26 protein-coding genes and 1 tRNA gene are annotated in these 21,504 nt (G+C 66.2%); 14 read left to right on the top strand and 13 right to left on the bottom strand.

Features of this window, described 5'->3' with window-relative positions; all coding sequences use genetic code 11:
• Positions 1-59 precede the first annotated feature (59 nt).
• The 5 genes from D3D02_RS00400 to D3D02_RS00420 all read left to right on the top strand — a co-directional run bounded on the left by D3D02_RS00400 (position 60) and on the right by D3D02_RS00420 (position 3,506).
• Entirely contained in the window at positions 60-1,253 is a 1,194-nt protein-coding gene (locus D3D02_RS00400) for a tRNA sulfurtransferase (RefSeq protein ID WP_233560550.1), read from the top strand.
• 126 nt (positions 1,254-1,379) lie between these two features.
• Positions 1,380-1,649: a hypothetical protein gene (locus tag D3D02_RS00405; RefSeq protein WP_121568018.1), complete on the top strand. Its 270-nt coding sequence runs from the start codon at positions 1,380-1,382 to the stop codon at positions 1,647-1,649.
• A gap of 359 nt (positions 1,650-2,008) precedes the next feature.
• Positions 2,009-2,467, top strand: a complete 459-nt coding sequence (locus D3D02_RS00410; protein ID WP_121568019.1) for a DUF5804 family protein — start codon at positions 2,009-2,011, stop codon at positions 2,465-2,467.
• Positions 2,468-2,601: 134 nt separating this feature from the next.
• Positions 2,602-2,916 (top strand): PRC-barrel domain-containing protein, encoded by a 315-nt coding sequence (locus tag D3D02_RS00415; RefSeq protein WP_121568020.1) that lies wholly within the window; start codon positions 2,602-2,604, stop codon positions 2,914-2,916.
• A gap of 161 nt (positions 2,917-3,077) precedes the next feature.
• On the top strand, positions 3,078-3,506 hold the full coding sequence (locus D3D02_RS00420; RefSeq protein ID WP_121568021.1) for a hypothetical protein: 429 nt from the start codon (positions 3,078-3,080) through the stop codon (positions 3,504-3,506).
• A gap of 34 nt (positions 3,507-3,540) precedes the next feature.
• On the opposite strand, the gene D3D02_RS00425 is transcribed toward D3D02_RS00420, so the two are convergent.
• From D3D02_RS00425 to D3D02_RS00435, 3 genes are all read right to left on the bottom strand, one after another.
• Positions 3,541-4,662, bottom strand: coding sequence for a glycosyltransferase (locus D3D02_RS00425; protein WP_121568022.1), 1,122 nt, complete (start codon positions 4,660-4,662; stop codon positions 3,541-3,543).
• 59 nt (positions 4,663-4,721) lie between these two features.
• A complete protein-coding gene (locus D3D02_RS00430) occupies positions 4,722-5,816 on the bottom strand; it encodes a glycosyltransferase family 4 protein (RefSeq protein ID WP_121568023.1) in 1,095 nt (364 codons plus the stop codon).
• A gap of 121 nt (positions 5,817-5,937) precedes the next feature.
• A complete protein-coding gene (locus D3D02_RS00435) occupies positions 5,938-6,780 on the bottom strand; it encodes a universal stress protein (protein WP_121568024.1) in 843 nt (280 codons plus the stop codon).
• Positions 6,781-6,907: 127 nt separating this feature from the next.
• On the opposite strand from D3D02_RS00435, the gene D3D02_RS00440 reads away from it, so the two are divergent.
• The 3 genes from D3D02_RS00440 (at position 6,908) to D3D02_RS00450 (ending at position 8,614) form a co-directional block, all read left to right on the top strand.
• A complete protein-coding gene (locus tag D3D02_RS00440) occupies positions 6,908-7,192 on the top strand; it encodes a ribonuclease P protein component 4 (protein ID WP_121568025.1) in 285 nt (94 codons plus the stop codon).
• Positions 7,193-7,454: 262 nt separating this feature from the next.
• Positions 7,455-7,703 carry a YhbY family RNA-binding protein gene (locus D3D02_RS00445; RefSeq protein ID WP_115821811.1) on the top strand — a complete coding sequence of 83 codons (249 nt, stop codon included), beginning with the start codon at positions 7,455-7,457 and terminating at the stop codon, positions 7,701-7,703.
• A complete protein-coding gene (locus tag D3D02_RS00450; protein WP_121568026.1) occupies positions 7,700-8,614 on the top strand; it encodes a mechanosensitive ion channel family protein in 915 nt (304 codons plus the stop codon). The genes D3D02_RS00445 and D3D02_RS00450 overlap by 4 nt, the downstream gene beginning before the upstream one ends.
• A 42-nt stretch (positions 8,615-8,656) precedes the next feature.
• On the opposite strand, the gene D3D02_RS00455 is transcribed toward D3D02_RS00450, so the two are convergent.
• On the bottom strand, positions 8,657-9,469 hold the full coding sequence (locus D3D02_RS00455) for an HD domain-containing protein (protein ID WP_121568027.1): 813 nt from the start codon (positions 9,467-9,469) through the stop codon (positions 8,657-8,659).
• A gap of 167 nt (positions 9,470-9,636) precedes the next feature.
• Entirely contained in the window at positions 9,637-10,116 is a 480-nt protein-coding gene (locus D3D02_RS00460; protein WP_121568028.1) for a redoxin domain-containing protein, read from the bottom strand.
• Positions 10,117-10,244: 128 nt separating this feature from the next.
• On the opposite strand from D3D02_RS00460, the gene D3D02_RS00465 reads away from it, so the two are divergent.
• Both D3D02_RS00465 and D3D02_RS00470 read left to right on the top strand, forming a co-directional pair.
• The gene (locus tag D3D02_RS00465) at positions 10,245-10,496 is read left to right on the top strand and encodes a twin-arginine translocase TatA/TatE family subunit (protein ID WP_121568029.1); all 252 of its coding nucleotides are present in this window, start codon (positions 10,245-10,247) and stop codon (positions 10,494-10,496) included.
• A gap of 71 nt (positions 10,497-10,567) precedes the next feature.
• A tRNA-Arg gene (locus tag D3D02_RS00470) sits at positions 10,568-10,641 on the top strand.
• 117 nt (positions 10,642-10,758) lie between these two features.
• On the opposite strand, the gene D3D02_RS00475 is transcribed toward D3D02_RS00470, so the two are convergent.
• From D3D02_RS00475 to D3D02_RS00490, 4 genes are all read right to left on the bottom strand, one after another.
• Positions 10,759-11,592 (bottom strand): MBL fold metallo-hydrolase, encoded by an 834-nt coding sequence (locus D3D02_RS00475; protein WP_121568030.1) that lies wholly within the window; start codon positions 11,590-11,592, stop codon positions 10,759-10,761.
• 450 nt (positions 11,593-12,042) lie between these two features.
• On the bottom strand, positions 12,043-12,492 hold the full coding sequence (locus tag D3D02_RS00480) for a DUF302 domain-containing protein (RefSeq protein ID WP_121568031.1): 450 nt from the start codon (positions 12,490-12,492) through the stop codon (positions 12,043-12,045).
• Positions 12,493-12,576: 84 nt separating this feature from the next.
• Positions 12,577-13,266 (bottom strand): type II CAAX prenyl endopeptidase Rce1 family protein, encoded by a 690-nt coding sequence (locus D3D02_RS00485; protein ID WP_394337698.1) that lies wholly within the window; start codon positions 13,264-13,266, stop codon positions 12,577-12,579.
• 15 nt (positions 13,267-13,281) lie between these two features.
• The gene (locus D3D02_RS00490; RefSeq protein ID WP_121568032.1) at positions 13,282-13,563 is read right to left on the bottom strand and encodes a DUF5789 family protein; all 282 of its coding nucleotides are present in this window, start codon (positions 13,561-13,563) and stop codon (positions 13,282-13,284) included.
• 264 nt (positions 13,564-13,827) lie between these two features.
• Here D3D02_RS00490 and D3D02_RS00495 point away from each other — a divergent pair, with 264 nt between their 5' ends.
• Positions 13,828-14,853, top strand: coding sequence for a ribonuclease BN (locus D3D02_RS00495; protein WP_121568033.1), 1,026 nt, complete (start codon positions 13,828-13,830; stop codon positions 14,851-14,853).
• A 9-nt stretch (positions 14,854-14,862) separates the two neighbouring features.
• Here D3D02_RS00495 and D3D02_RS00500 read toward each other — a convergent pair whose 3' ends face one another.
• Genes D3D02_RS00500 through D3D02_RS00510 form a run of 3 tightly spaced genes read right to left on the bottom strand, consistent with a single transcriptional unit; the run spans position 14,863 to position 17,557 of the window.
• Positions 14,863-15,354 carry a Mut7-C RNAse domain-containing protein gene (locus tag D3D02_RS00500; RefSeq protein ID WP_121568034.1) on the bottom strand — a complete coding sequence of 164 codons (492 nt, stop codon included), beginning with the start codon at positions 15,352-15,354 and terminating at the stop codon, positions 14,863-14,865.
• Between the two features lie 8 nt (positions 15,355-15,362).
• A complete protein-coding gene (gene polX / locus D3D02_RS00505) occupies positions 15,363-17,117 on the bottom strand; it encodes a DNA polymerase/3'-5' exonuclease PolX (protein WP_121568035.1) in 1,755 nt (584 codons plus the stop codon).
• A complete protein-coding gene (locus tag D3D02_RS00510; RefSeq protein ID WP_121568036.1) occupies positions 17,114-17,557 on the bottom strand; it encodes a DUF5788 family protein in 444 nt (147 codons plus the stop codon). Before D3D02_RS00510 ends, polX begins: the two co-directional genes overlap by 4 nt.
• 115 nt (positions 17,558-17,672) lie before the next feature.
• On the opposite strand from D3D02_RS00510, the gene D3D02_RS00515 reads away from it, so the two are divergent.
• Positions 17,673-19,022: an alkaline phosphatase family protein gene (locus tag D3D02_RS00515; protein ID WP_121568037.1), complete on the top strand. Its 1,350-nt coding sequence runs from the start codon at positions 17,673-17,675 to the stop codon at positions 19,020-19,022.
• An 87-nt stretch (positions 19,023-19,109) separates the two neighbouring features.
• On the opposite strand, the gene D3D02_RS00520 is transcribed toward D3D02_RS00515, so the two are convergent.
• Positions 19,110-20,201, bottom strand: a complete 1,092-nt coding sequence (locus D3D02_RS00520) for a tubulin/FtsZ family protein (protein ID WP_121568038.1) — start codon at positions 20,199-20,201, stop codon at positions 19,110-19,112.
• 114 nt (positions 20,202-20,315) lie between these two features.
• Here D3D02_RS00520 and D3D02_RS00525 point away from each other — a divergent pair, with 114 nt between their 5' ends.
• The gene (locus tag D3D02_RS00525; protein WP_147435561.1) at positions 20,316-20,999 is read left to right on the top strand and encodes a hypothetical protein; all 684 of its coding nucleotides are present in this window, start codon (positions 20,316-20,318) and stop codon (positions 20,997-20,999) included.
• The gene (locus tag D3D02_RS00530; RefSeq protein WP_199722981.1) at positions 20,996-21,484 is read left to right on the top strand and encodes a hypothetical protein; all 489 of its coding nucleotides are present in this window, start codon (positions 20,996-20,998) and stop codon (positions 21,482-21,484) included. Before D3D02_RS00525 ends, D3D02_RS00530 begins: the two co-directional genes overlap by 4 nt.
• Positions 21,485-21,504: the final 20 nt, after the last annotated feature.

Below are 21,504 nucleotides of genomic sequence, written 5' to 3' on the forward strand. Positions count from 1 at the left end.
CCGTACCAACCCACGACGCGTTTCGACGTTCTGAAACCCGCTGACGCAAAATATAGTGTGTGAGCGGAACGAACTCCCCGGACGCGACCGACCCGACGAACGTCGTGCTAGTCGGTCACGGCGACTTCGGCGCGAAGAGCAGCGCGGTCCGCGCGAAGATGGCCGAGCGGGTCGCCGCCGACCTCGCGGCCGCGTTCGCCGCAGCGGAAATTGACGCGACGGTCGAACGTCCGTGGTCGCGCGTCGTCGTCCGCACAGACCAGCCGACGGCAGCCGCGCGGGTCGCTGCGACGCTGCCCGGCGTCGCGTTCGCCCGCCCTGCCGTCGCCATCACTCCCCGACTCGACCTGATCCGCGACGCTACCCGACGGCTCGCTGCGGCCAGTTCGCAGACGGCCGCGGAGTCGTACGCGGTCGACGGCGACCGGATCGGGCCAGCAGACGCCCACGACTTCTCGACCCGTGATATCAAGGTCGAAGCCGGACGCATCGTCGGCGAGGAAACGGGTAGTCCCGTCGACCTCGACAATCCGGACCGGACCTACCGGATCGAGGCGCGGAAGACCGAGGCGTTCGTCTCGGCGCGACGGTTCGACGGCCCCGGCGGCCTCCCGGTCGGCACGCAGGGTCGCGCCGTCGTCCTCGTCAGCGGCGGCCTCGACTCGCCGGTGGCGATGTGGCGGCTCCTCCGTCGCGGCGTCGTCGCGATTCCCGTCTACGTCGACCTCGGCGACTACGGCGGCTCCGACCACCGCGCGCGGGCCCTCGAAGTGACCGAGACGCTCGCCGCACGCGCCCCGCGTGCCGACATCCGTCCGCGGATCGTCGACGGCGGCCCGTTCGTCGAGCGCGTCGTCGAGACCACCGACAACACTCGGATGCTGTCGCTCCGGCGCGCGATGCTCGTCGCGGCGGAAGCAGTCGCCGAACGCGACGACGCACACAGCATCGCGACGGGCGAGGCGCTGGGGCAGAAATCCAGTCAGACCGGAGCGAATCTCGCCGCGACGGACGCGGCGGTTTCGATCCCAGTCCACAGACCGCTTCTCACCGTCGACAAGCCGGACATCGTGGCCGAAGCGCAGGATCTCGGGACGTACACGGACGCGACGCTCCCGGTCGGCTGTGACCGGATCGCTCCCTCTCATCCGGAGACGAACGCGACGCTCTCGGACGTCGTCGCCGCCGAACCCGATGGGCTTCTCGACATCGCACGCGAGGCGGGGCGGAACGCGGAGATCGTCTCCCTGTGAACGTCCGTCACCCGAAATTGTGTGAACGTATACCTGTTTGTGCGTGAAAGTTACGCACAGTAAGATTTCCGTGTGAAAGACCGGGTTAAAATGCATTTACATACTTCCAGACCGTACGTACGGTCGATGTCAAAGACGTGCCGTCCCTCCCCGTCGTCCGGCGATCCCGAGTGGACCGTGCGGCAGGTGGTCCCGCGTAGCGAGTGGGACACCACCACCGAAGCGTGCCCGACCTGCGGTGAGCCAGTCGAACTCTGCGGTCCGCACTATCAGGTCGAACTCGACCGCGAACGGACGGCCACCGCTGGCTCGAAACTGACGCGCGAGCGTCGACTGCTCTCGTTCTGTGACGAGTCGTGTGCGACCTCGTGGCTCGACGACGTCGAGAGTCGGTGAGGATCGGCGTCGCTCGCGCTGTAAACACGTCGCACGACTGCACTCCTCCGCGCCACTGCTGACGGCACGTCCCCCACGTCCTCCCGACGCTCTTTTCGGCTGTTCGCTTTCATAGGGATTATCGTAACTGTTCGGAGATTCTCGCCGGACGGTCCGGCGAGAAATCTATGCGGACGTACGATAGTCCCTATCACCTCGCCCTGTGACGCCTCGCACCGGAACCGATTTATGACCACATTCGAAACCGCCGGACCGTACGCCGCGCCGTCGCGCGGCCCCGATCCAATGATTCACACGTCGTCGCACTCCGTCTTCGCACCGGCCCGCAAGCGATCCGGCGGTCGCCGCCCACGACAGCCGTGACGCGGGTCTGCTTCGTCGGCTCGCCGAACGTCGACGTCCAGTACGAACTGCTCTCCCGGGAGACGGCCCGCGAGGCGCTCTCGACGTACGAGCGCTACGCCCCCTTCGAGAACTCGCTGGCCGTCGATACGGTGAGCCTCGGCGCCGCGGTGTCGCTGTGCAACGACCTGAACTGGTATCTCGTCCGGTTCGTCGACCTCGCGATCGTCCGTGAGCCGAGCGTTTCGAGCGACGAGTGGCTGAGTCGGTCGCTCGCGGCGGCGGTCCGCGACGGCGACGTCCGGCCCGAAGACACCGGCGAGCGGGTGGCCATCTACGGCGTTGAGGACGGGCGTCTCGTCGAACCGATGTACGTCACCCGCCGACCGGACGGCACCCTCCCGTCCTACGACCTCCGGCCAGTCTCGGAGACGGTCGTCGTCCGCGTGACCGACGACGAGTTCGAGGACGGGTGACGTACCAGGGCCACCGCAAATGGGTGTTTCGCGGACCGGGCGTCTGACGCTCGTCTGCCGGCTTCCGCCGTTTCGAGGGCTCCGAGCGAGGCTCGCTGCGAACAATTAAGACGAACGCTCCCGATCAGCGGCATATGGACGAGACACCCGAGAAGATCACGACGCTCGTCGGCCGCGAGGTGTACTCGAACGAAGGCGTCTTCGTCGGCGAAGTCGCGGACGTCCGAATCGACCTCACCGAGCGGCAGGCCGTCACCGGACTCGCGCTCACTCAACTGAACGACGAACTATTCGCCGGCGTCGTCGGCGGACAGAAAGGCGTCATCCTCCCGTATCGATGGGTCCGCGCCGTCGGCGACGTCATCCTCATCAACGACGTGACGCTCCACGACGTCATCGAGCAGATGTCGAAGCCGAACGGCGAAGAGGAAGACTCGGCGCTGGCGTAATCGGTCGACTGCTTTCGAGCCTTCTCGAACCGGACGTTCTACCGCAGCAGGCATTCTGTCGGATCGAGACGTCGTCCTGAGCCGGGTACTGAACCGACCCCGGTTTCGCGTCTTCGGCTCCGACCAACAGTCATTTGCGGGCCGAGGGTGTACGCGCAGGTATGTCGGACGAATCAGACGATCACGCCGCTGAGAACGACGCAGACGAATCGCCGGACGCCGACGCTGACTCCGAGGAGAAATCCTTCCGCGAGCGCGTCGAGGAGATTCGCGAGCGACGAGCCGAGGAGCGAGAGGAAGGCGACCGCCCCGAGCCCGAAGAGATGATGGGCGGCGGCGGTCCCGGTGGCGCCGGTGGCAACCCCTTCGCACAAATGATGAGCGGGATGATGGGCGGTGGCGGTCCCGGCGGGATGGGCGGCGGCCCCGGTGGAATGGGCGGCGGCCCCGGCGGGATGGGCGGCCGCGAGGAAGAGTCCGCTGGCAACGAGGAACTCGTCCGCGAGGTCCGTCAGCTCCGCGACGAAGTCCGCGATGCGACCCGACAGCTCCAGCGGATCGCACAGGCCGTCGAAGACCTCGACGACTGAAGGCCTCTGCTGTGGTCGGTGGCTGCGACGCCCGTTACGTCCGTTTTTTCTCGATGACGCGCTCGTAGAGCGACGCCAGTTTATCGACCGCGTGCTCGACGCTCAGTTCCTCGCGCTGTGCGAGACAGGACTCCGCGAGCGTCGCGCGCTCGTCGAGCACGCGCCGGATCGTGTCGCGACAGCCGTCGACGTCATCGTGTGCGTAGTGATAACCCGTGACGCCGTCTTCGACGGTGTTCGAGAGTGCCCCGGCGTCGACAGCGACGACGGGCGTCCCGCAGGCGTTCGCCTCCAGCGCGACGAGCCCCTGGGTCTCCACGGGGCTCGGGAAGACGAACGCGTCGAGCGCGGAGTAGAACGCGGGGAGTTCCTCGCGCGGGAGAAAGCCAAGAAAGCGCGCATCGAGACCGAGGTCGTCGGCCAGCGCCTCCAGATCGTCGCGTGCCGGCCCGTCGCCGCCGAGAACGACCGTCGCGTCCACGCCCTCGGCGGCTCGCAGAAACTCCGAGAGGTTCTTCTCGTAGCCGTGACGGCCGGTGTAGCCGACGAGCGGGCCGGACGGGAGGTCGTAGCGCGTGCGGAACGGCTCGGGGTCGGTCGGCGAGAAGAACTCGACGTCGACGCCGTTCGAGAGCACGACCGCCGGCGTGTCGACCGAGACGTTCCCGACCGCGCGCTCTTTGGCGTCTTCACTGGGGCAGACAATCGCGTCCGAGCGGGAGAGGAACCAGCGCTCGTAGCGCTCGGCGATGCGTTCGATACCGCGCTCGACGCGCGGCCGAGACGTGAGATAGTCCGCGTACTCTGCGGTCGGCGTGTGGTACGAGGTGACGAGCGGGAGGTCCTCGCGGCGAGCGAGTCGGACGCCGCCGAGACCGACCGCGAAGGGTGTATGTGCGTGTACGACGTCGACGTCCGCGGCGGCCGTGGGGATCCGTGGCGTCCCCAACCGGAAGCCCTCGTACATCGGAAACGGGAGGCTCCCGACCGGGTATTCGCCGTCGTCGGGGTCGTACTCGTCGCTTCCGGGGTAGACGACGTTCATCGTCCCGCCGCGGTCCCGCCAGCGGTCGCGCCACGTCTGGATCGTGTAGGAGACGCCGTTCACCGTCGGGAGATAGGTGTCGGTGAAGGCGGCGACCGAAACGGGATGCATCGGCGGCGATTCACGGACGCGGGCTTAATCAGTTGCGAATCGGACACGGGCGGGACCCGTCACTCGTCGTCGAGGTCGATCGATCGCCCCGCGCGTTTCGCGTCGCGGACCTCGCGATACGTCGCGGCGAGCCGGTCGCCGACGCGGTCGAGGCTGTGTTCCATCGCCGTCTCGCGGGCGTTCTCACCGAGTCGTCGCCGGAGCTGTTCGTCCTCGGCGAGTCGCTCGACGGCCTCGCGGAACTCGGCTTCGGTCTCGCATTTGATGCAGTCGTGCCCGTCGGTGTAGAACTCCTCGAAGACCGGGATGTCCCGGAGCACGACCGCCTTCCCGCAGGCCATCGCTTCAAGGACGGCGATGCCCTGGTTCTCGTTCTTCGTCGGGAACAGATAGACGTCGCCGGCGCCGTAGGCGCCGCGGATGTCGTCGATCCAGCCGGTGAACGTGACGTTTTCGGGTGGATTCGTCGTCCATTGCCGGACAGCTTTCGAGGCGTGCGGTCCGGTGTCGTACGGACCGAACCACGCGAAGTCGTACGGCGTCGACTCGGCGACGCGACAGAACGTCGTCAGTCCTTTCCGCTCGAAGACGTTGCCGACGAGGAAGACGACCGTCCCTCCGAGGTCGTAGCGGTCGCGGTACTCCTCGCGGAGGGTCTCGAAGCCCTCCAGCGCGTCGACGTCGACGCCGTTCGTCATCGGGCGGATCGGGGCGTCGACGGGGTACGATTCGAGGACGCGCTTCGTGTACTGGGAGGGACAGAGGACCAGATCCGCCTGCGAGTAGAACCACTTCAGATACCGGCCGAGCGCGGGGGCGATCGTCGTCGATCCCCGAAACGACTCGGCGAAGTCCTCGCGCGTCACGTGCGTGTGGAGGATAAGCGGGACGTCGTTCCGGTTGGCGTATCGCGCGACGGCGAGCGATCCGGGACCGACGAGGTTGCAGTGGGCGACGTCGAAGTCCTCGAAGAAGCCGCTGCCGGTCGCGAGCGATCGGACCCCCGAGAGGGGGTCGCCGCCGCGCCACGGCGAGGTCACGACCTCGACGTCGGTGCGTTCGAGTGCGGCGCGCTGTTGATCAGCGGCGGTCCCGATGCCGCTTCGTGCCAGCCGAGATTCGAGTTCGAGGTAGTTGAGCGCGCGGAGAGCCACGTCGCGTGGCCGTTTGCGGTGGGTCCATTTATACTGTCGGCTGTGGAGCCGTGGTGTCACAGCGATTGTCACGGGAGCCGCGTATCGACGACGACCAGCGAAAGCGAGGGCTACGTCTCGCTTAGCGTCGCTGGGACGCCGCCGGCGGGACTAAGAGGACGTTGTTGTTGCCGCGAGCGACGACGGCCTCCGAGACGCTCCCGAGCAGGAGGCGACGGAGGCGACTCTGCCCCCGCGTCCCCAGCAGCGTCGTCGTCGCGCCGACGCGCTCTTCTTCGGCGAGGATCTCCTCGACGGGGTCGCCGTTGCGGATGTTGGTCCCGGCCTCGATACCCATCTCGCGTTCGACTTCGGCGGCGAGCTCGTCGAGCCGTTCTTGGGCGTCGCTGATCTCCGTGTCGCCGTGCTGCACGTGGAGCAGATCGACCTCCTGCGTCGCCCCCGTCAGGTTCGGGAGGTACTCGAAGGCCCTCTGGGCGTTCTCCGAGAAGTCCGTCGTAAAGAGGACGTGCTCGAAGAGGTGTTCTTTCACGACCGCCTTGTCGGACTCCGGCGGGGCGATGCGTTCGACCAGCAGCGGGCGGACGGACGTCCGGGCGACGTTTCGCGTCGTGCTCCCGACGAGGCGGTTTTCGAGCGGACTCTCACCACGCGACCCGATGACGACCATATCCGCGTTGAGTCGCTCGGCGAAGCCGTTGATGCGTCGGTATGGGGTTCCGCGCGCCACGTGCGTCTCGACGTCGAAGCCCGCGGACTCGAATACGTCGTGCTGTGCCTGCAGCGCCTGTCGGGCGTCCGAGGCCGCACCCATCCCCGGCAGCCCGCTCGTGACGTTGTCGGGAACGACGGTCACGAGGTGTACCTCCGTGACGCCGATGTTGTCCAGGCAGTCCAGGCACGTCCGTGAGCGGATCGCTGCCTCGTTCGCGTCCGAGAGGTCTGTCGCAAATACAATGCGCATACGTGTCGTTCGCGCTCCACTAACTAATATTGTGCGGTGACTACAAGAGTATGAGACGGCCCTCAACTGTCCGGGTCCACGCGGCTGACTCGGAACGTCTTTTTCCGCTCGTCACGACGCGTCGGTAATGGGTATCCCGGCTGAACGGATCGAACGGTTGCACGACCTCGCTCGGGAGGCGACGGCCGGGGGAGACGTCGAACTGGCACGCGAGTACGTCCGTCTCGCGCGCCGCATCGCCGAGCGGAACCGCTCGGGCCTCCCGCGCCGATTCCGTCGGTTCACCTGCGACGAGTGTGACGCGTATCTCCGACCCGGGTCGACCGCGCGCGTTCGGCTTCAGTCGGGACACGTCGTCGTCCGGTGTCTCTTATGCGGCGCGACGAGGCGGTATCCGTACGGTGACGAGTAGTAGGGCGTATCGTAACTGTTCGGAGAGTCTCGCCGTACCCTCCGGCGAGAGATCTATGCGGACGTACGATCACCCGTATAAGGGCCTCTCCGCTTCGACGGCCCGTCCCGCGTGAGTGCCGATAGTAGCGTTTGCACGTCTTCACTCACTCGTTTATTACGCTGTCGTGCGATCGGGTGCGCAATCAGTTGCAACTGCTACTATAGTATGGACTGTTTGTGAGTCTTAAGTTTCAAACCGGGTGCGGCCGTAGCGAGTCGGTATGGACGAACAGGAGTTGCGAAAGCAGGCACACGACCTCGACGTCACGGTCTGGGTCGGAAAGGGCGGTCTCGACCCCGTCGTCGAGGAAGTATCCGACCAACTCGCAGACCGGGACCTCATCAAAGTGAAGTTCCTCCGAGCCGCTCAGGGCGGCACGACGGTCGAGGAGTTAGCCGCGGAGTTGGCCGAGCGCACCGATGCCACGGTAATCGAAACACGAGGTAACACGGGAGTTCTCTACCGATGATCGGCGGGGCGACGCTCCAGTCGGGCGTCGACCTGAGCGACTCTATCGGTCGCTTCCTCGCTGGATTCGGACTGCCGGACACGGTCGCTGGCCTGCTCGGACAGGCGCTGGCGTTCCTCGGCGTGTTCGCCGTCGTCTATCTCGTCGGGCGCAGCGTCGTACTCCCGCTCGCGAACCGGATGATGGACTCGCGCGGTCTCGAAACACACGCCCAGAAGCCGCTGCGACGACTCCTCGTCGTCGTCGTCGGGTTCGTCGGCATCACCGCGGCGTTCGGGGCGGCGGGCTATCCCAACTTCCTGCAGTCGCTCGCGACGATCGCCGCGGCGGCGACGCTGGCGATCGGGTTCGCGATGCAGGACGTCCTGAAGAACTTCGTCGCCGGCATCTTCATATACACCGACAAGCCGTTCAAGATCGGCGACTGGATCGAATGGGACGGCAACTCCGGTATCGTCGAGGACATCAGCTTCCGCGTCTCGCGCGTCCGGACGTTCGACAACGAACTCCTGACGGTGCCGAACTCGGCGCTGACCGACGGCGTCATCAAGAACCCCGTCGCGAAAAACAAACTCCGCCTCCAGGTCCCATTCGGAATCGGCTACGACGACGACGTCGAGCGAGCGACCGAGATCATCGTCGAAGAAGCCGACGCTCGCGACGACATTCTCGACGATCCCGCGCCGACGGTGCGGCTGACGGAACTCGGCGACTCCTCGGTGACGCTTACCTCTCGAATCTGGATCGACGACCCGAGTCGGGCCGACTTCGTCAAGACTCGCGCGGAGTACGTCCAGACCGTGAAACGGCGCTTCGACGAGGAGGGCATCAACATCCCGTACCCGAACCGGACGCTCGGTGGCGAACTCACCGTCGCCGGCCTCGAAGAAGTCACACCCGCAGACGACTGAGCGCGTCGTCGGTCGTCTGTACTCTCTCGCTATTCGGTCGCCTTACAGCTCGATCCGCTCGACGAGCTGATCGTCGGCTTTCGTGTTGACCGCGACGATGCGGATGTGCGATTCGAGGCCCGAGTCCCTGAGTTTCGCTTTCAGGAGGTTGTCGACCTGATAGACGCCGGCAGCGTTGACCATCTCGATCTCGACGAGGACGGCCTTGCCGTCGCCGGGACGGAGCGAGACGCTCTCGATCGCCTGGCTGGAGAGGGTGTTGATCCCCCGGCCGCCCTTCTCGTAGGGGATGCGCGACCGGCCGCGCTCCATATCCAGCGCGTCGGCGACGCGAATAACGCCCGCTTCGGTCGTCAGCGGATCTTCTTCGGTGTGGTGGCACAGAATCGCGTGCAGGACTTCGGCCTTCATCCGGACTACGTCGGTCGTGTCGTAGAACTCGAACTGCGGGAGGATGCGGTCGAGGACGTCGGAGGCGAGCGGAATCGAATAGTACGCGTGCTCGTCGCGGTGGACGACGTGGCCGATGTCGTGCAGCGTCGCCGCTAGCGCGACGATCACCGGTTCGTCGGCCTCCTCGAGGCCCTGATCGGTCGCGCCGTTGAACGCCACGTCGCCGCCCTTCAGGAGGTCATAGAGGTTGAGCGCGCGGTTGCGGACGATCTCGATGTGTTTGGGGCCGTGGTCGTTGTATCCTTTGCGCGTGACCGCGTTGACGTTCTGGGCTTGCAGATACGTCGTAATCTCGGGATCGTCGAGAACCTGCGGGAGAACAGCGTTGAGCCGCTCGTCCGGGAAATTGTGGTCTGCGTCCGGGTCGTATTCGTGACCGACGCTCTCGGTAGACTCAGCCATACGTCTGCATATTCTCCGGGGAGCGCAAAGTAGCCTGCGGGTAGGCCGATCGGGAACGTGTCAGATTCGGGTGTCGCGGCCGACTCAGAATGATTACCCTCGTCTCTTACCGCTGGACACCGCCACCGGGGGTAGGGCTCGGCGGTAAGCCGCGAGCGTAGATACTATCAGGCGCTCGCTTCTTCGGCGGCGGCGGCGACCTCGTCGTAGTCGGGTTCGGCGCCGGGGTCGTCGCTCACCCAGGCGTAGGTGACCGAGCCGTCTTCGTCGACGACGAAGACCGCGCGCTTTGCGACGTTGTAGACGCCGAGATCCGCGAAGTCCATCGAGACGTCGTAGGCGTCGATGATCTCGCGGTTCGTGTCGCTGAGGAGCGCGAAGTTCAGTTCGTTCTGCCGGCGGAACTCGTTGAGCGTGAACGGCGTGTCGATGCTGATGCCGTAGACGGCGGCGCCGACGTCCTCGAAGTTGGCCATCTGGTCGCGGAACGTACACATCTCGGTCGTACAGGTGCTCGTGAACGACGCGGGGAAGAACGCGAGTACGAGCGGCCCCTCCGAGAGTTCTTCTGAGAGGGTGAACGAACCGATGTCGCCGTCTGCGAGCGGTGCGGTGAAGTCAGGGGCAGTATCGCCGACTGAAACCATACCGGGAGTGCGCAGGCATCCCGGTTCAATGTTGCTGTCGCTACCTGTGATTTCCTGTTCCTACCTGAATTTAGGGGGGTGGCCGAGCAAAAAGCCTATAATTACGACTGGGTTAGGTGCTGGTAGCAATGTCCGTAAGTGTTACCCCACTGTTCCCGGGGCTCCCGGGTGGGCCGGAAGTGCTCGTCGTCCTGCTCATACTGGTGCTGCTGTTCGGCGCGAACAAGATCCCCAAACTCGCCCGCTCCACGGGGCAGGCGATGGGCGAGTTCAAGCGCGGCCGTGAAGAGATCGAAGATGAACTGAGTCAGATGGACGACGAAGAGGCGGACGAGGCCGAGACCACGAAGTCGACGGACACGTCCACCGAAGCGAACTGAGGCGCTGCCCCCACCCGGCGTTTTTCTCGGAACCGTATCTGTTTAAGCGACGGCTACGCTATCCTGCGGTAGGACGTGTGGCCCAGTGGACCAAGGCGAGGGGTTCCTAACCCCTAGAGCGCGGGTTCGAATCCCGTCACGTCCGCTCACGTCGCTCACTTCCGTGACGACCGTCCGCTCGCTGCCGCTCGCGGGAGTCCCGTCCGCTTTTTACCGGGGATACGTTGCTACGACGAAGTGGCGGGTCGCGTTCGCCCGCGACTCAGAGATCGACCCGATCGCCGATCTCGGCAATCTCCAGCGATTCGGGGTACGCGTAGCTCCGCGCGTGGTGGTGGAGCACCTTCGGATCGGCGGTCAGCCCCTTCCACATATCCCAGTGGCTCGGGAGGAACCGATCGAACTGGAGGGCGGAGGCTGCCTCGACGGCCTCGTTCTCCGTCGAGTACCACCGCGTGCGCTTCGGCTCGCCGGTCTGTTTGTCGTCGATATTCCCGATCGCGCCGAACGCGAGCACGCCCAGGTCGATGTCGTAGCGCTCGCCGACGTCGTCGAAGTCGTCGTGCGGCTTGGTGTCGCCGCCGTGGAAGAACGTCCCCGAGTCGTGCTCGAACACGTAGGAGACCGGATGCGTCGAATCGGGGTCGTGAGAGATTTCGACGTGCACGGTGAACTCGCCCACCTCGACGGTGTCGCCCTCGGTGACCTCGGTGAATTGCTCTTCTGTGAGGTCGTACTCGTCGAGCCACGCCTCGTCGTCGAAGGCGACCGCGAGCGAGTCGTCCGGCGCGTAGAACGATGCCCCGGTGGTTTCGAGGATCGGCGCCTGGCTCGGGCCGTGCGTGTGGTCGGTGTGTTCGTGCGTAGCGAAGACGGCGTCCATCTCGGCGACGTCCTCGGGCGCGAACGGCACCGGAATCATCCGGACGGTCCGCGGCGGGTCGCCCGTGCCGAGATACGGGTCGATCGCGACGGTCGTTCCCTCCGAGCCCTTCAGAATGAAGCCGTTGCAGCCGAGATACCAGATCGCGACGGTTTCCGGGTCGGCCGATTCGACGGCGCGCGGGAGCCAATCGTCCCAGTCGCTGTGAATCATACCCGACGGTGGGGCTGGCCGCGGGCTAATTCTGTCGGTTGTCGCTACGCACGGACAGTTCCCCTTGGAGACGAGCAGACGGTCCGCGTCACGCGTCAGCACTGGCGCCCGATGCCGGAAATAAACAGAAAATACAATAATATAGCAGATAAGAATACGATTATAAATATAATGGGTGAATATATTCGAGACAAATCAAAATATGGGCGACAGAAAATACTTATACGTTACTTCCGACTTTTGGTATGCTATGTCAGATCGTGACAGGAAAACCGCCCACTTTTCACAGATGGATGCGACGATGCGGCGCCTCGGATCGTGGGATCCACGCCCCGCGTCTGACCGGTCCTGACCGCCCTCCAGTCGTGGCCTCCGTGCGCCGTCACGCACTCGATGGCACGACCGCGTGCAAGCGGGCGCGTGACGGTTTGCAAACGCTACTGTCGGTTCTCACTCCGTGTCGAGGTTCCCGAACGCCTCGTCGACGAGTTCACCCGTATCGGCGATGATGTCGGCCATCTCCTCGCTATCGGGTGCCATCCCGACCAGGCGAGCGATGCGCATAATACTCACGTGATAGACGGTCTGGACGCCCGGTTCTTCCTGCCAGACCACGACGTTGCACGGGAACAGCCCACCCATCCGGTTGTCGCTGGCGTCGAGCGCGCGGTTCGCCATCGACGGGTTGCAGGCCCCGAGAACGTGATACGGGTCGCGTCCGGCGTCGATCTTCTCGTTGAGCAACTCCGAGGCCGAGAATTCGGTCGCGATCCCGAAGCCGGCGTCGGTGAACGCCTCCCGAACGTGTTCGATCGCGTCTTCGTGTTCCATCTGCAGCGTCGCGCGCTCTTCGCCGATATCTGACGCAGCGATCGCTTCCGGATCTATCGGTAGAGTCATCGGGTTGTCATACGACGGGACGTGAGGAAAATCTATGCCCTTTCACAGCTTTCTCGGGCCCTCGCGCGGCAGTCTCCCCGCATCTCACAACGGGATTGGCAACCACCGCAAGGCCGCCAGTACGTCCTGCGGCGGAAACACGGGGTCGTGCAGTGCGAGCCAATCGAGCAGCGTCAGGCCGAGGCCGTGGGCGACGATCGACGGCAACAGCGACTGGCTGTGGTAATCGACGGCGCCGAAGAGAACGTCTGTCGGCCCCGACAGCAGGAGTTCGATCGGCGGCTTGCCGACGTGATGAAAGGCGTAGACGACGGGACTTATGAAGACGCTCTTGAACCCGAAATCGTCGCTGACGCCGACACAGAGCAACCCGCGGTAGTAGGTCTCGGCGGCGACGACGACGAGCAGTTGCTGGATTGTGTGCGGGAGGAACTGCCCGAGCGCGGTCGTCGTCTGCCACATCGGGTAGTACGCGCGGATGCTCGGCAGCGACGCGCCGACGAGGTAGAAGGGAAGCACGAACGCCGCCAGAACGAGCGTGTCGCGGAGCGCCCGCCGGTCGACCCTGTATCCGAGGTTCCGCCCGTGCGTGATCGCGAGACCGATGGGCACGAAGAGGAACACGACGGCGTCGCGGACGACGCGTGCGGTGAGATCCGACGGCGGGACCGTCCACGAACTCCAGAGTATCGAGAGGACGAGACCGACGAACAGCGACCGCTGGAGCCAACTCGACTCGAAGGCGGCGTTACGAATGCGTGCGTGAACGGACACCGTCGTGGCCGATACTCACTCGGTCTGCACGGGCCCATCGCCGATGACGTCGTGGACCCGGTCGACGAACGTCTGTCGGGAGTCGAAGTACGTCTCGTCGACTGCTTTGAGGACGTCGGCGAGCGTCTGGGGGCCGGACGGCGTCCGAACGACGCTGTCGCCCTCCTGTTCGACGATCCGGCTCATCTCGTGGGGCCAGGTGAGTCGCGCGGCGACGCGCGCCAGCGGCTGGCCCTCGACGGGTGTTTCCTCGCCTAATTCGACGACGGGGCCCTCGGATTCCTCCTCGTCTGCCATACCCGGCGGTTAGCGAGCCCGTACAATAATCTCTTCGACACGCCCGAAGGCCCGTGAACGCGACGCTCGCGGGTCTCTCTGTCCGTCGCCTACTGCTCTATCGCTCGTCGTCCTCTCCCCGGTCGCTCGCCACCGTCCACCCTGACGGCCCCTCTCCGTCGCGCCTGTGTTCCCCGTTCGGAAGGCGGGTTCTGGTCTCCGTTCGAGTGTCCGTCGTACGTCCGTCTGACGCATCGTTTTGTGTGGTGACTTCGAACTAGGCCTATGCCCAGTCTCTCGGAGGTTTACAGGGGAAAAGAAACGGGGGCGAGCCTCCGGCGACTGCTCTTCGGGCTGGTGCTGTTTCTCGCCGGGGCGCTCTTCGTCGTCTTCGGCATCGTCGTCGCCACGACGGACGTTCTCTACGGAACCGAACCGGCCGCGCTGACGGCCAAGCGCCAACTCGGGGGCGTGCTCGCCGGCGTCGGCGTCCCTGCGGTCTTCCTCGGCATCTTCGCGGTGCTCCCCTCCGCGCGGCTCACGAAGGCCGCAGCGGTCGTCGGAGCCGGCATCGCCGTGATCGGCGTCGCGCTCTTCACCTACGCGTACCCCTGCCGCTGGTCGGGATCGCTCTGCGGCGCGGGCAAGCCCGACTTGACGCTGATGACCGTCGGCGTCTACTTCCTCGGCGCGATGATCACCTTCTGGTGTCTGTTCGCCGGTGTCGCGAACTTCAAGACGCGCAACGACCCCGGCGGGACGGCCACCGTGAACGTGACGCGCAAGAGCGAAACGAAGTACGTCCCGGTCGAGCGCTCGCGCGGCGGCCTCGGCGGTATCGGCTTCTTTGGCGGCACACCCGACGGCGAAGTCGAAACGCAGACCGCAGGCAGGTCCAGCAACGGCGGTTCCAGCGCCCCCGGCAGTACGCCCGGACCGGCGTCTGACGGCGGCACCGACGCCGAGTCGATCTCCTCGCCGATGGACGCCGCACCGGGCGGGACGCAGAGCGCCGGTGCAGCAGCGAGTCCGACCTCGAAGTCACGACAGCAGACCGAGCGCGCACAGACGCCGCGAAGCCAGCGCTCCGAGCGCACCGAGCGCGCACAGACGCCGCGAAGCCAGCGCTCCGAGCGCACCGAGCGCGGCTCCGAATCCGACGCCGCAGACACCTACTGCGGCAACTGCGCACACTTCGAGTACGTCCGTACCGACTCGGGGATTCAGCCGTACTGCGGCGCGCACGAGGAACTGATGGACGATATGGACCCCTGTGAAGAGTGGACGTCGCGGTCGGACCGCTCGCGCTGACTGTCGCTCCTATAGCTCTTCGAGCGTCGCTGTCACGTCGTCCCAGTGGCTGCCCTTCCAGAACACCTGTCCGCAGGAGCGACAGCGCCAGCAGTCGGTTTCAGCCGGGTCGGGTGCGTACGCCGGAAGCGACTCGGCCGCGTCGACGGGACGGAGTCCGCCGTTGCACGCGCTACAGCGGGTCGGCGGATCGTCGAGCGTGAGGGCGTAGCCGGCGTCGCGGACCTCTCTGAGTTGGTCTTTCACCTCGCGCGTGGACAGGAGCACGGCGTCGGTCGCGCGGGTCGCGAGTTCGACGTCGCGCGTCACGAGCGTCCGATCCGACGCCTCGACTTGCGCCAGGATCTCGTCGTCACTGGGGTCGTTTCCGGGCTCTCGCCCCCACTCGCCGCCCTCGTCGAGGATGTACGCGGCGTCGTAGCCACACATCCGCAGGTACGTGGTCAGTTTGCCGAGCATCGCGTCGAGGAGCAACCGGTCCGTGGAGTCGTTCTCGGTCATCGGTCGAGTCAGTGTAAGAAGGCGCGAAGCTCGTCGACGTCTCGGGTGTTCAACACGTCGTCTGCTTCACACCACCCGCGTCGAGCCGTGTGGACGCCGTATCTGATGTACGCGAGCGCGCCGGGCGCGTGCCCGTCGGTGTCGACGGCGATCGTCGCCCCGGCGCCGATCGCGACTCGGACGAGTTCGCCGTGGAGATCCAACCGGGCGGGGTCGGCGTTGATTTCGAGCGCGGTTCCGGCGTCTGCGGCCGCCTCGGCGATCCGGGCGACGTCGAGATCCAGCCCTTCGCGCTCGTTGATGAGGCGGCCGGTCGGGTGACCCAGGATGTCGACGCTCGGGTGTTCGACGGCTCGGGCGAGCCGGTCGGTCGCCGTCTCGCGGTCCTGGCCGAGCGCGGCGTGCGGTGACGCGACGACGACATCGAGGTCCGCGAGGAGGTCGTCGGCGGTGGAGAGGCCGCCGTCGGCGTCGATGTTCGTCTCGATGCCGTGCAGCAGGGTCAACTCCGAACCGGTCTTCTCGCGCGCATCTTCGATCGCGTCCATCTGTTCTCGGATTTCGTCGTCGGAGAGTCCGACGCCGCCGACCATTCCCGGTCCGCTCGCGTGGTCGGTCACAGCGTAGTAGTCGTAGCCGCGCTCGGCGGCCGCCTGCGCCATCTCTGCGACCGACGCGCGCCCGTCGGACCAGTCGGTGTGCGTGTGAAGATCGCCGCGGACGTCGCCCTCCGCGACGAGGTCGGGGAGGGTACCCTCGCGCGCGGCGTCGATCTCGCCGGTCCCCTCGCGGATCTCCGGCGGGATGAGCGGTAGATCGAGCGCCACGTACATCGATTCCTCCGTCTCGCCGGCGATCCGTTCGCCGACGCGCTGGCCCGCGTCGGGGTCGTCAACGTCGGCGACGTCGAAGACGCCGTACTCGTTCATCTTCAGCCCCCGATCGATCGCGAGGTTCCGGAGTTCGACGTTGTGATCCTTGCTTCCGGTGAAATACTGGAGCGCGGAGCCGAACTCGTCGGGAATCACGACGCGGAGATCGACCCGGATGTCGTCGACGCGGAGGCCCGCTTTGTGTTCGCCCGCCTCGATCACGTCCGACGCGGCCGGTAACTCGACGAACGCGTCGATCACGGCCTCGCTCTCGGTTGCGGCGACGAGGACGTCGACGTCGCCGATCGTGTCCCGCCAGCGGCGGATCGACCCCGCGACTTCAGCCTGCTCGACCTCGTCGACCCCGCGGAGGTACGCGAGTACGTCGTCCGCGAGCGGACGCGCGTCGCCGAGGCGCTCTCGTTTCTGTGCCTCGCGAGCGAACGCGACGTTCTCGCGGATGTTCGCCTCGGTCTTCGCGCCGAAGCCTTTCACTTCCTGGATGCGCCCCTCCTCGGCGGCGTCCGCGAGTTCGTCGAGCGTGGTGATGCCCAGCGCGTCGTAGAGCGTCCCGACCGTCTTGGGACCGACGCCCTCGACTCGCGTGAGCGCCTCGATATCGACGGGCAGTTTCCCTTTGAGATCGGCTAACTCCTCGATCTCGCCGGTCTCGATGTACTCGACGACTTTCGCGGCGATGGCGTCGCCGACGCCGTCGATCCGCTCGACCGCCGATTTCCCTTCGTCCGCCAGGTCCTCGATCGGCTCGTGGTACTCGCGGATATTCTCCGCGGCGCGACGGTAGGCGTTCGGCTTGTACTCCACGTCGTCGGCTTCGAGGAGGTCCGCGAATATCTCGAGTTGGTGGGCGACCTCCGCGTTGCGGCTCACAGTCGGCCCCTGCGCGTGCTACTGGTGTCTTCGTGCCCGAGCGCTTGCTTCAGGAAGCCCATCCAGCGCTTCTGGTCTGCGGCCTCTTGCACCTTCGACTCCTGTTCGAGGTCGACCGGCCGAAGCTGTTCGAGCGCGTTCAGCGCGCGGTCGATGCCGATGATGCTCTCGGCGAGCCGTTCGCCCCTCTCGTAGGTGATCTCGCCCGCCTCGATCTCTTGGAGTCGCTGGAGTCGCTCGCGACGGAGGTTCTTCTTCGCCTGCTCGACGCGGTCGCGCTCGCCGGCCGGAATCGTATCGCGACGCTTGATCTCGAAGACGAACTCCCGGAGGTCGATCTCCTCGCCCTGTACGTCGATCTGATCCGGGATGTCGACGCCGACGGTCGCGGCCTCGCGGTTGACGCGCTCCAACAGCTGTTTTCGTTCGAACTCCTTCACGGCTCTCGCCTTGCAGTTACGCGGCCGTCCACTTCGCTCCTTCGCCGTCAGAGACGCCGGCAGTCGTTCGTATGGAGACGAAACTTCTTATGACTCACCAGGAAATACTGAGGATATGGGATTGTTCGACCGACTGCGCGGGACGGATCACCCGCGCGTCGCCTTCATCGGTATCGACGGCGTTCCTTTCAGCCTCCTCGCCGACAACCCAGATCGGTTTCCGCACTTCGCCGCGCTCGCCGAGGAGGGGAGCGCCGGCCCCATCGAGAGCATCGTCCCGCCGGAGTCCTCGGCCTGCTGGCCGTCGCTCACGACCGGCGTCAATCCGGGTGAGACCGGCGTCTACGGCTTCCAGGACCGCGAAAACGGCTCCTACGACACCTACGTCCCGATGGGCCGCGACGTACAGGCGACGCGCCTGTGGGACCGCGTCACCGACGCCGGCCGCCAGGCGAGCGTGATGAACGTCCCGGTGACGTTCCCGCCGCAGCGGAACGTCCAGCGGATGGTCTCGGGCTTTCTCTCGCCGGGTGTCGACAAGGCCGCCCACCCCGACGAGTTCCGCGACGAACTCGACGAGATGGGCTATCGGATCGACGTCAACGCCAAACTCGGCCACAACGAGGACAAGACAGAGTTCGTCGAGAACGCGCACAAGACCCTCGATCGCCGGTACGAGGCGTTCACGAACGTCCTCGATCGCGACGACTGGGACCTCTTCTTCGGGGTCTTTATGACGACCGATCGAGTGAATCACTTCCTCTTCAAGGACTACGAACACGACGGCGAGAACGAAGCGGCGTTCCTGGAGTTCTACGAGAAGGTCGACGAGTACGTCGGCAAGATCCGCGAATCGCTGCCGGACGACGTCACGCTCGTCGTCGCCTCCGACCACGGCTTCACGTCCCTCGATTACGAGGTCCACTGCAACGCGTGGCTCGAAGAGGAGGGCTGGCTCTCGTATGCGGACGACGACCACGAGGAACTCGGCGACATCGCCGACGACACGCGCGCGTACTCGCTCATCCCCGGGCGGTTCTACATCAACCTCGAAGACCGCGAACCGCGCGGCAGCGTCCCGCAGGACGAGTACGAGGCGGTCCGCGCGGAACTCAAAGCCGAACTGGAAGCGCTCGAAGGTCCGAACGGTCGCAAGGTCGCAGCGCGGGTCGTCGAGAAGGAGGACGCCTTCCGCGGCGACCACGACGACATCGCGCCGGACCTCGTCGTCGTTCCGAACCACGGCTTCGACCTCAAATCTGGCTTCAAGGGCCACGAAGACGTGTTCGGTACCGGCCCGCGGAACGGGATGCACAGCTTCGACAACGCGTCGCTGTTCGTCGACGACTCCGACGTCGAGATCGAGGACGCCGACCTCTACGACATCGCGCCGACGATCCTCGACCTGCTGGAAGTCGAGTACGCCCGCACCGAGTTCGACGGCGCGAGCCTACTCCAGCAGTAGCGAGCGGCTTCTCACCTCTTTCGACACCGGCCGCACAGCGCTTCAACAGCGCCCCGGTCCGCGTCACCGGAAACGGCGCTGTGTCGCCTACAGCAGATCGTCGAGGTCGTCGTTCGCCCACATGTCCGCGGCGTCCTCGGCCTCCGCTGCGGCGGCCTCGTCGTCCTCCTCTCGGGCGTCTTTGGCGCGCTGCATAAACGCTTCCAGCCGTTCGGAGCGTTCGACGCCGCCGAGGAGGACCAAGGTCGCGAGACGACCGCTCGACAGCGGGAAGTCGCCGCCGCGGACCTGGAGACTGCCGGTCTCCTCTTCGACCCACCGCCGGGCCCGCTCGACGCCCTTCCGCGGAATGGCGTCCTGCTCGCCCGCGACGATCAGGAGCGCGGCGTCGGCGTCCGTCGCGTCAGGCAGACTCGATCCGGTGAGGAGGGCGCGCCGGGTGGTGCTCATCACGGCGTTGATGTTCTCCTCGGCGTCGGGGGCTGCCTCGGCGGAGGCGTAGCCGAGGGCGGCGATGCCGCCGCTGCGGAGCGTGTTGATGATCTCCGAGGAGTCGACGACGCTCTCGGCGACGCCCTCGACGGCCTCGCCCGATGCGAGGAGGAGGCCGACTCGCTGTGCGATCTCCTCGTTGATCGCGTCGAAGCCTTCGGTGATGCTCTCACCGGCCGACCGGAACGCGTCGTTGTCCACGAGGAGGAGGGCGTCGGCCTCGCGGGCGAGCGTCTTCAGCGATCGGCCGGCGTTCACCTGGTACATCGAGCCCTCGTCGCGGCCGGGGAGGATCCCGAGTCCGTAGACGGGAACGTCGTAGATACGCTTGAGCTCCTTCGTGAGGACGGGCGCGCCGCCGCTGCCGGTGCCGCCGCCGAGCCCGGCCACGACGAAGATCGACTCGACGCCGGCCGTGATGCGGCCGTCGAGCGCCGAGAGCACCTCGCGGTTGTCCGATTGCATCACTTCGGCCCCGAGTTCGTTGTCGCCGCCGACCCCGTGGCCCTTGACGCGGTCCTGGCCGATCAAAACTGTCTCGAAGGGGAGACCCTGCAGATCTGTCTTGGCGGTGTTGACCGCGACTGCGCTACGGATGGAGCCGAATCCCATCCGTTCGTCGTATGCGACCAGTTCGCGGGTGAGTTTCCCGCCGGCCTGGCCGACGCCGATCAGGACGGACTTCATATCTCGTGTATCTCTGAGGTGGCCCTTCAACGTTCGCCCCGGGTTCCTGGGTCGCGTGCGCGTCAAACTGTCTGCGGCCGACCGTTTATGAACGATGACGCGGCCACGGGCGGTATGTCGAGTGAACAGACTGGCCACGACGCGCTCACTGCTCGTCTCGGGTCCGTCGACGACGCCATCGCCGCTTCCGAATCGGCCGCGACCGACGACGAGAAACTGCTACCCCCAGCGACGGACAGCGACTTCGACCGGGGTTCGGCGACGACGCACGCCGATTCCGCGTCCCGCGACGACACGGACGACGTCGAGGAGCGCGTGGCGAGTCTCGACGAGCGGTTGACCGCGCTGGAGGCCGACCTCGACGCAGTCCGAGGGCTGCTCGACGGCGTCGAAGCCATCGACGAGGCGGTCGAGCGCCGGGCGTCCATCGCACTCGCGAAAGTCGAAGCACTCGAACGGCAGGTCGAGCGGGAGGACGGAGCGCTCGTCCGCGAGCGGTTCGCGGAGTCAGGGGAGACAGGCGACGGAGATACGCCCGCGGAATCGAAACGCGACGAGACACGCCACGTGGTGGGGAAATCGACCACAGCCGAGACGCGAACCCCGAACGACGCGGTCGACGACGCAGACGCGAGACCGTCCACGCCGCAGTCCCGACAGTTCACTCGCGGCGGCGATCGCGCGCGCGACGGGCAGACAGTCCGCGACGCGGTCAGCCGTTCAGAGGGCGCATCGACGGAGACGGCATCGGACGCGGATCCGTCTCTCGCGTCGCGACTCCGCGACGCCTTCCGGTGATTCGCCTCGTCGTCGCGGCGGCACTCACGGTCGCGACGTTCGCGGCCGTCGTTCCCGCGGTCGACGACGCCCGAGCGACGCGGACCGACGCGACCATCGAACGTGCCGTCGACCGGATCGACCGCGCCGGGCGTAGCCTCGCAACGACGGAAGACGCGACGCCGACGCGCGAGCGAGCCGCGACGCGACGCATCACGGTCCGACTCCCGCGCGCGTCGCTGACAGCAGCCCAGCCGGCGTTCGTCGCGATCGGCGGTCGGCCGGGGGGCCCGGGAAATCGCTCGGCGGTCACGTTCGCCCTGGCGGAGTCGCCGACGCGACTCCGGGGACTCTCGCTGCCGGTTCCCGTCCGAACGCCCGCCGGCCCCGTCGTCCTGCGCGAACCCGGTCGCCGAAGCGTCTCGCTCGCGCTCGTGGGCGCGGTCGAGCGCCCCACGCTCGTCGTCACGCGGCGTCCGCCCGGAGCATCTGTGGCGGCGACCTGAGCTGCCGGCCGATCCTTTAT

Source organism: Halobellus sp. Atlit-38R (genome assembly GCF_003665925.1).
Classification (GTDB): domain Archaea; phylum Halobacteriota; class Halobacteria; order Halobacteriales; family Haloferacaceae; genus Haloquadratum; species Haloquadratum inordinatus.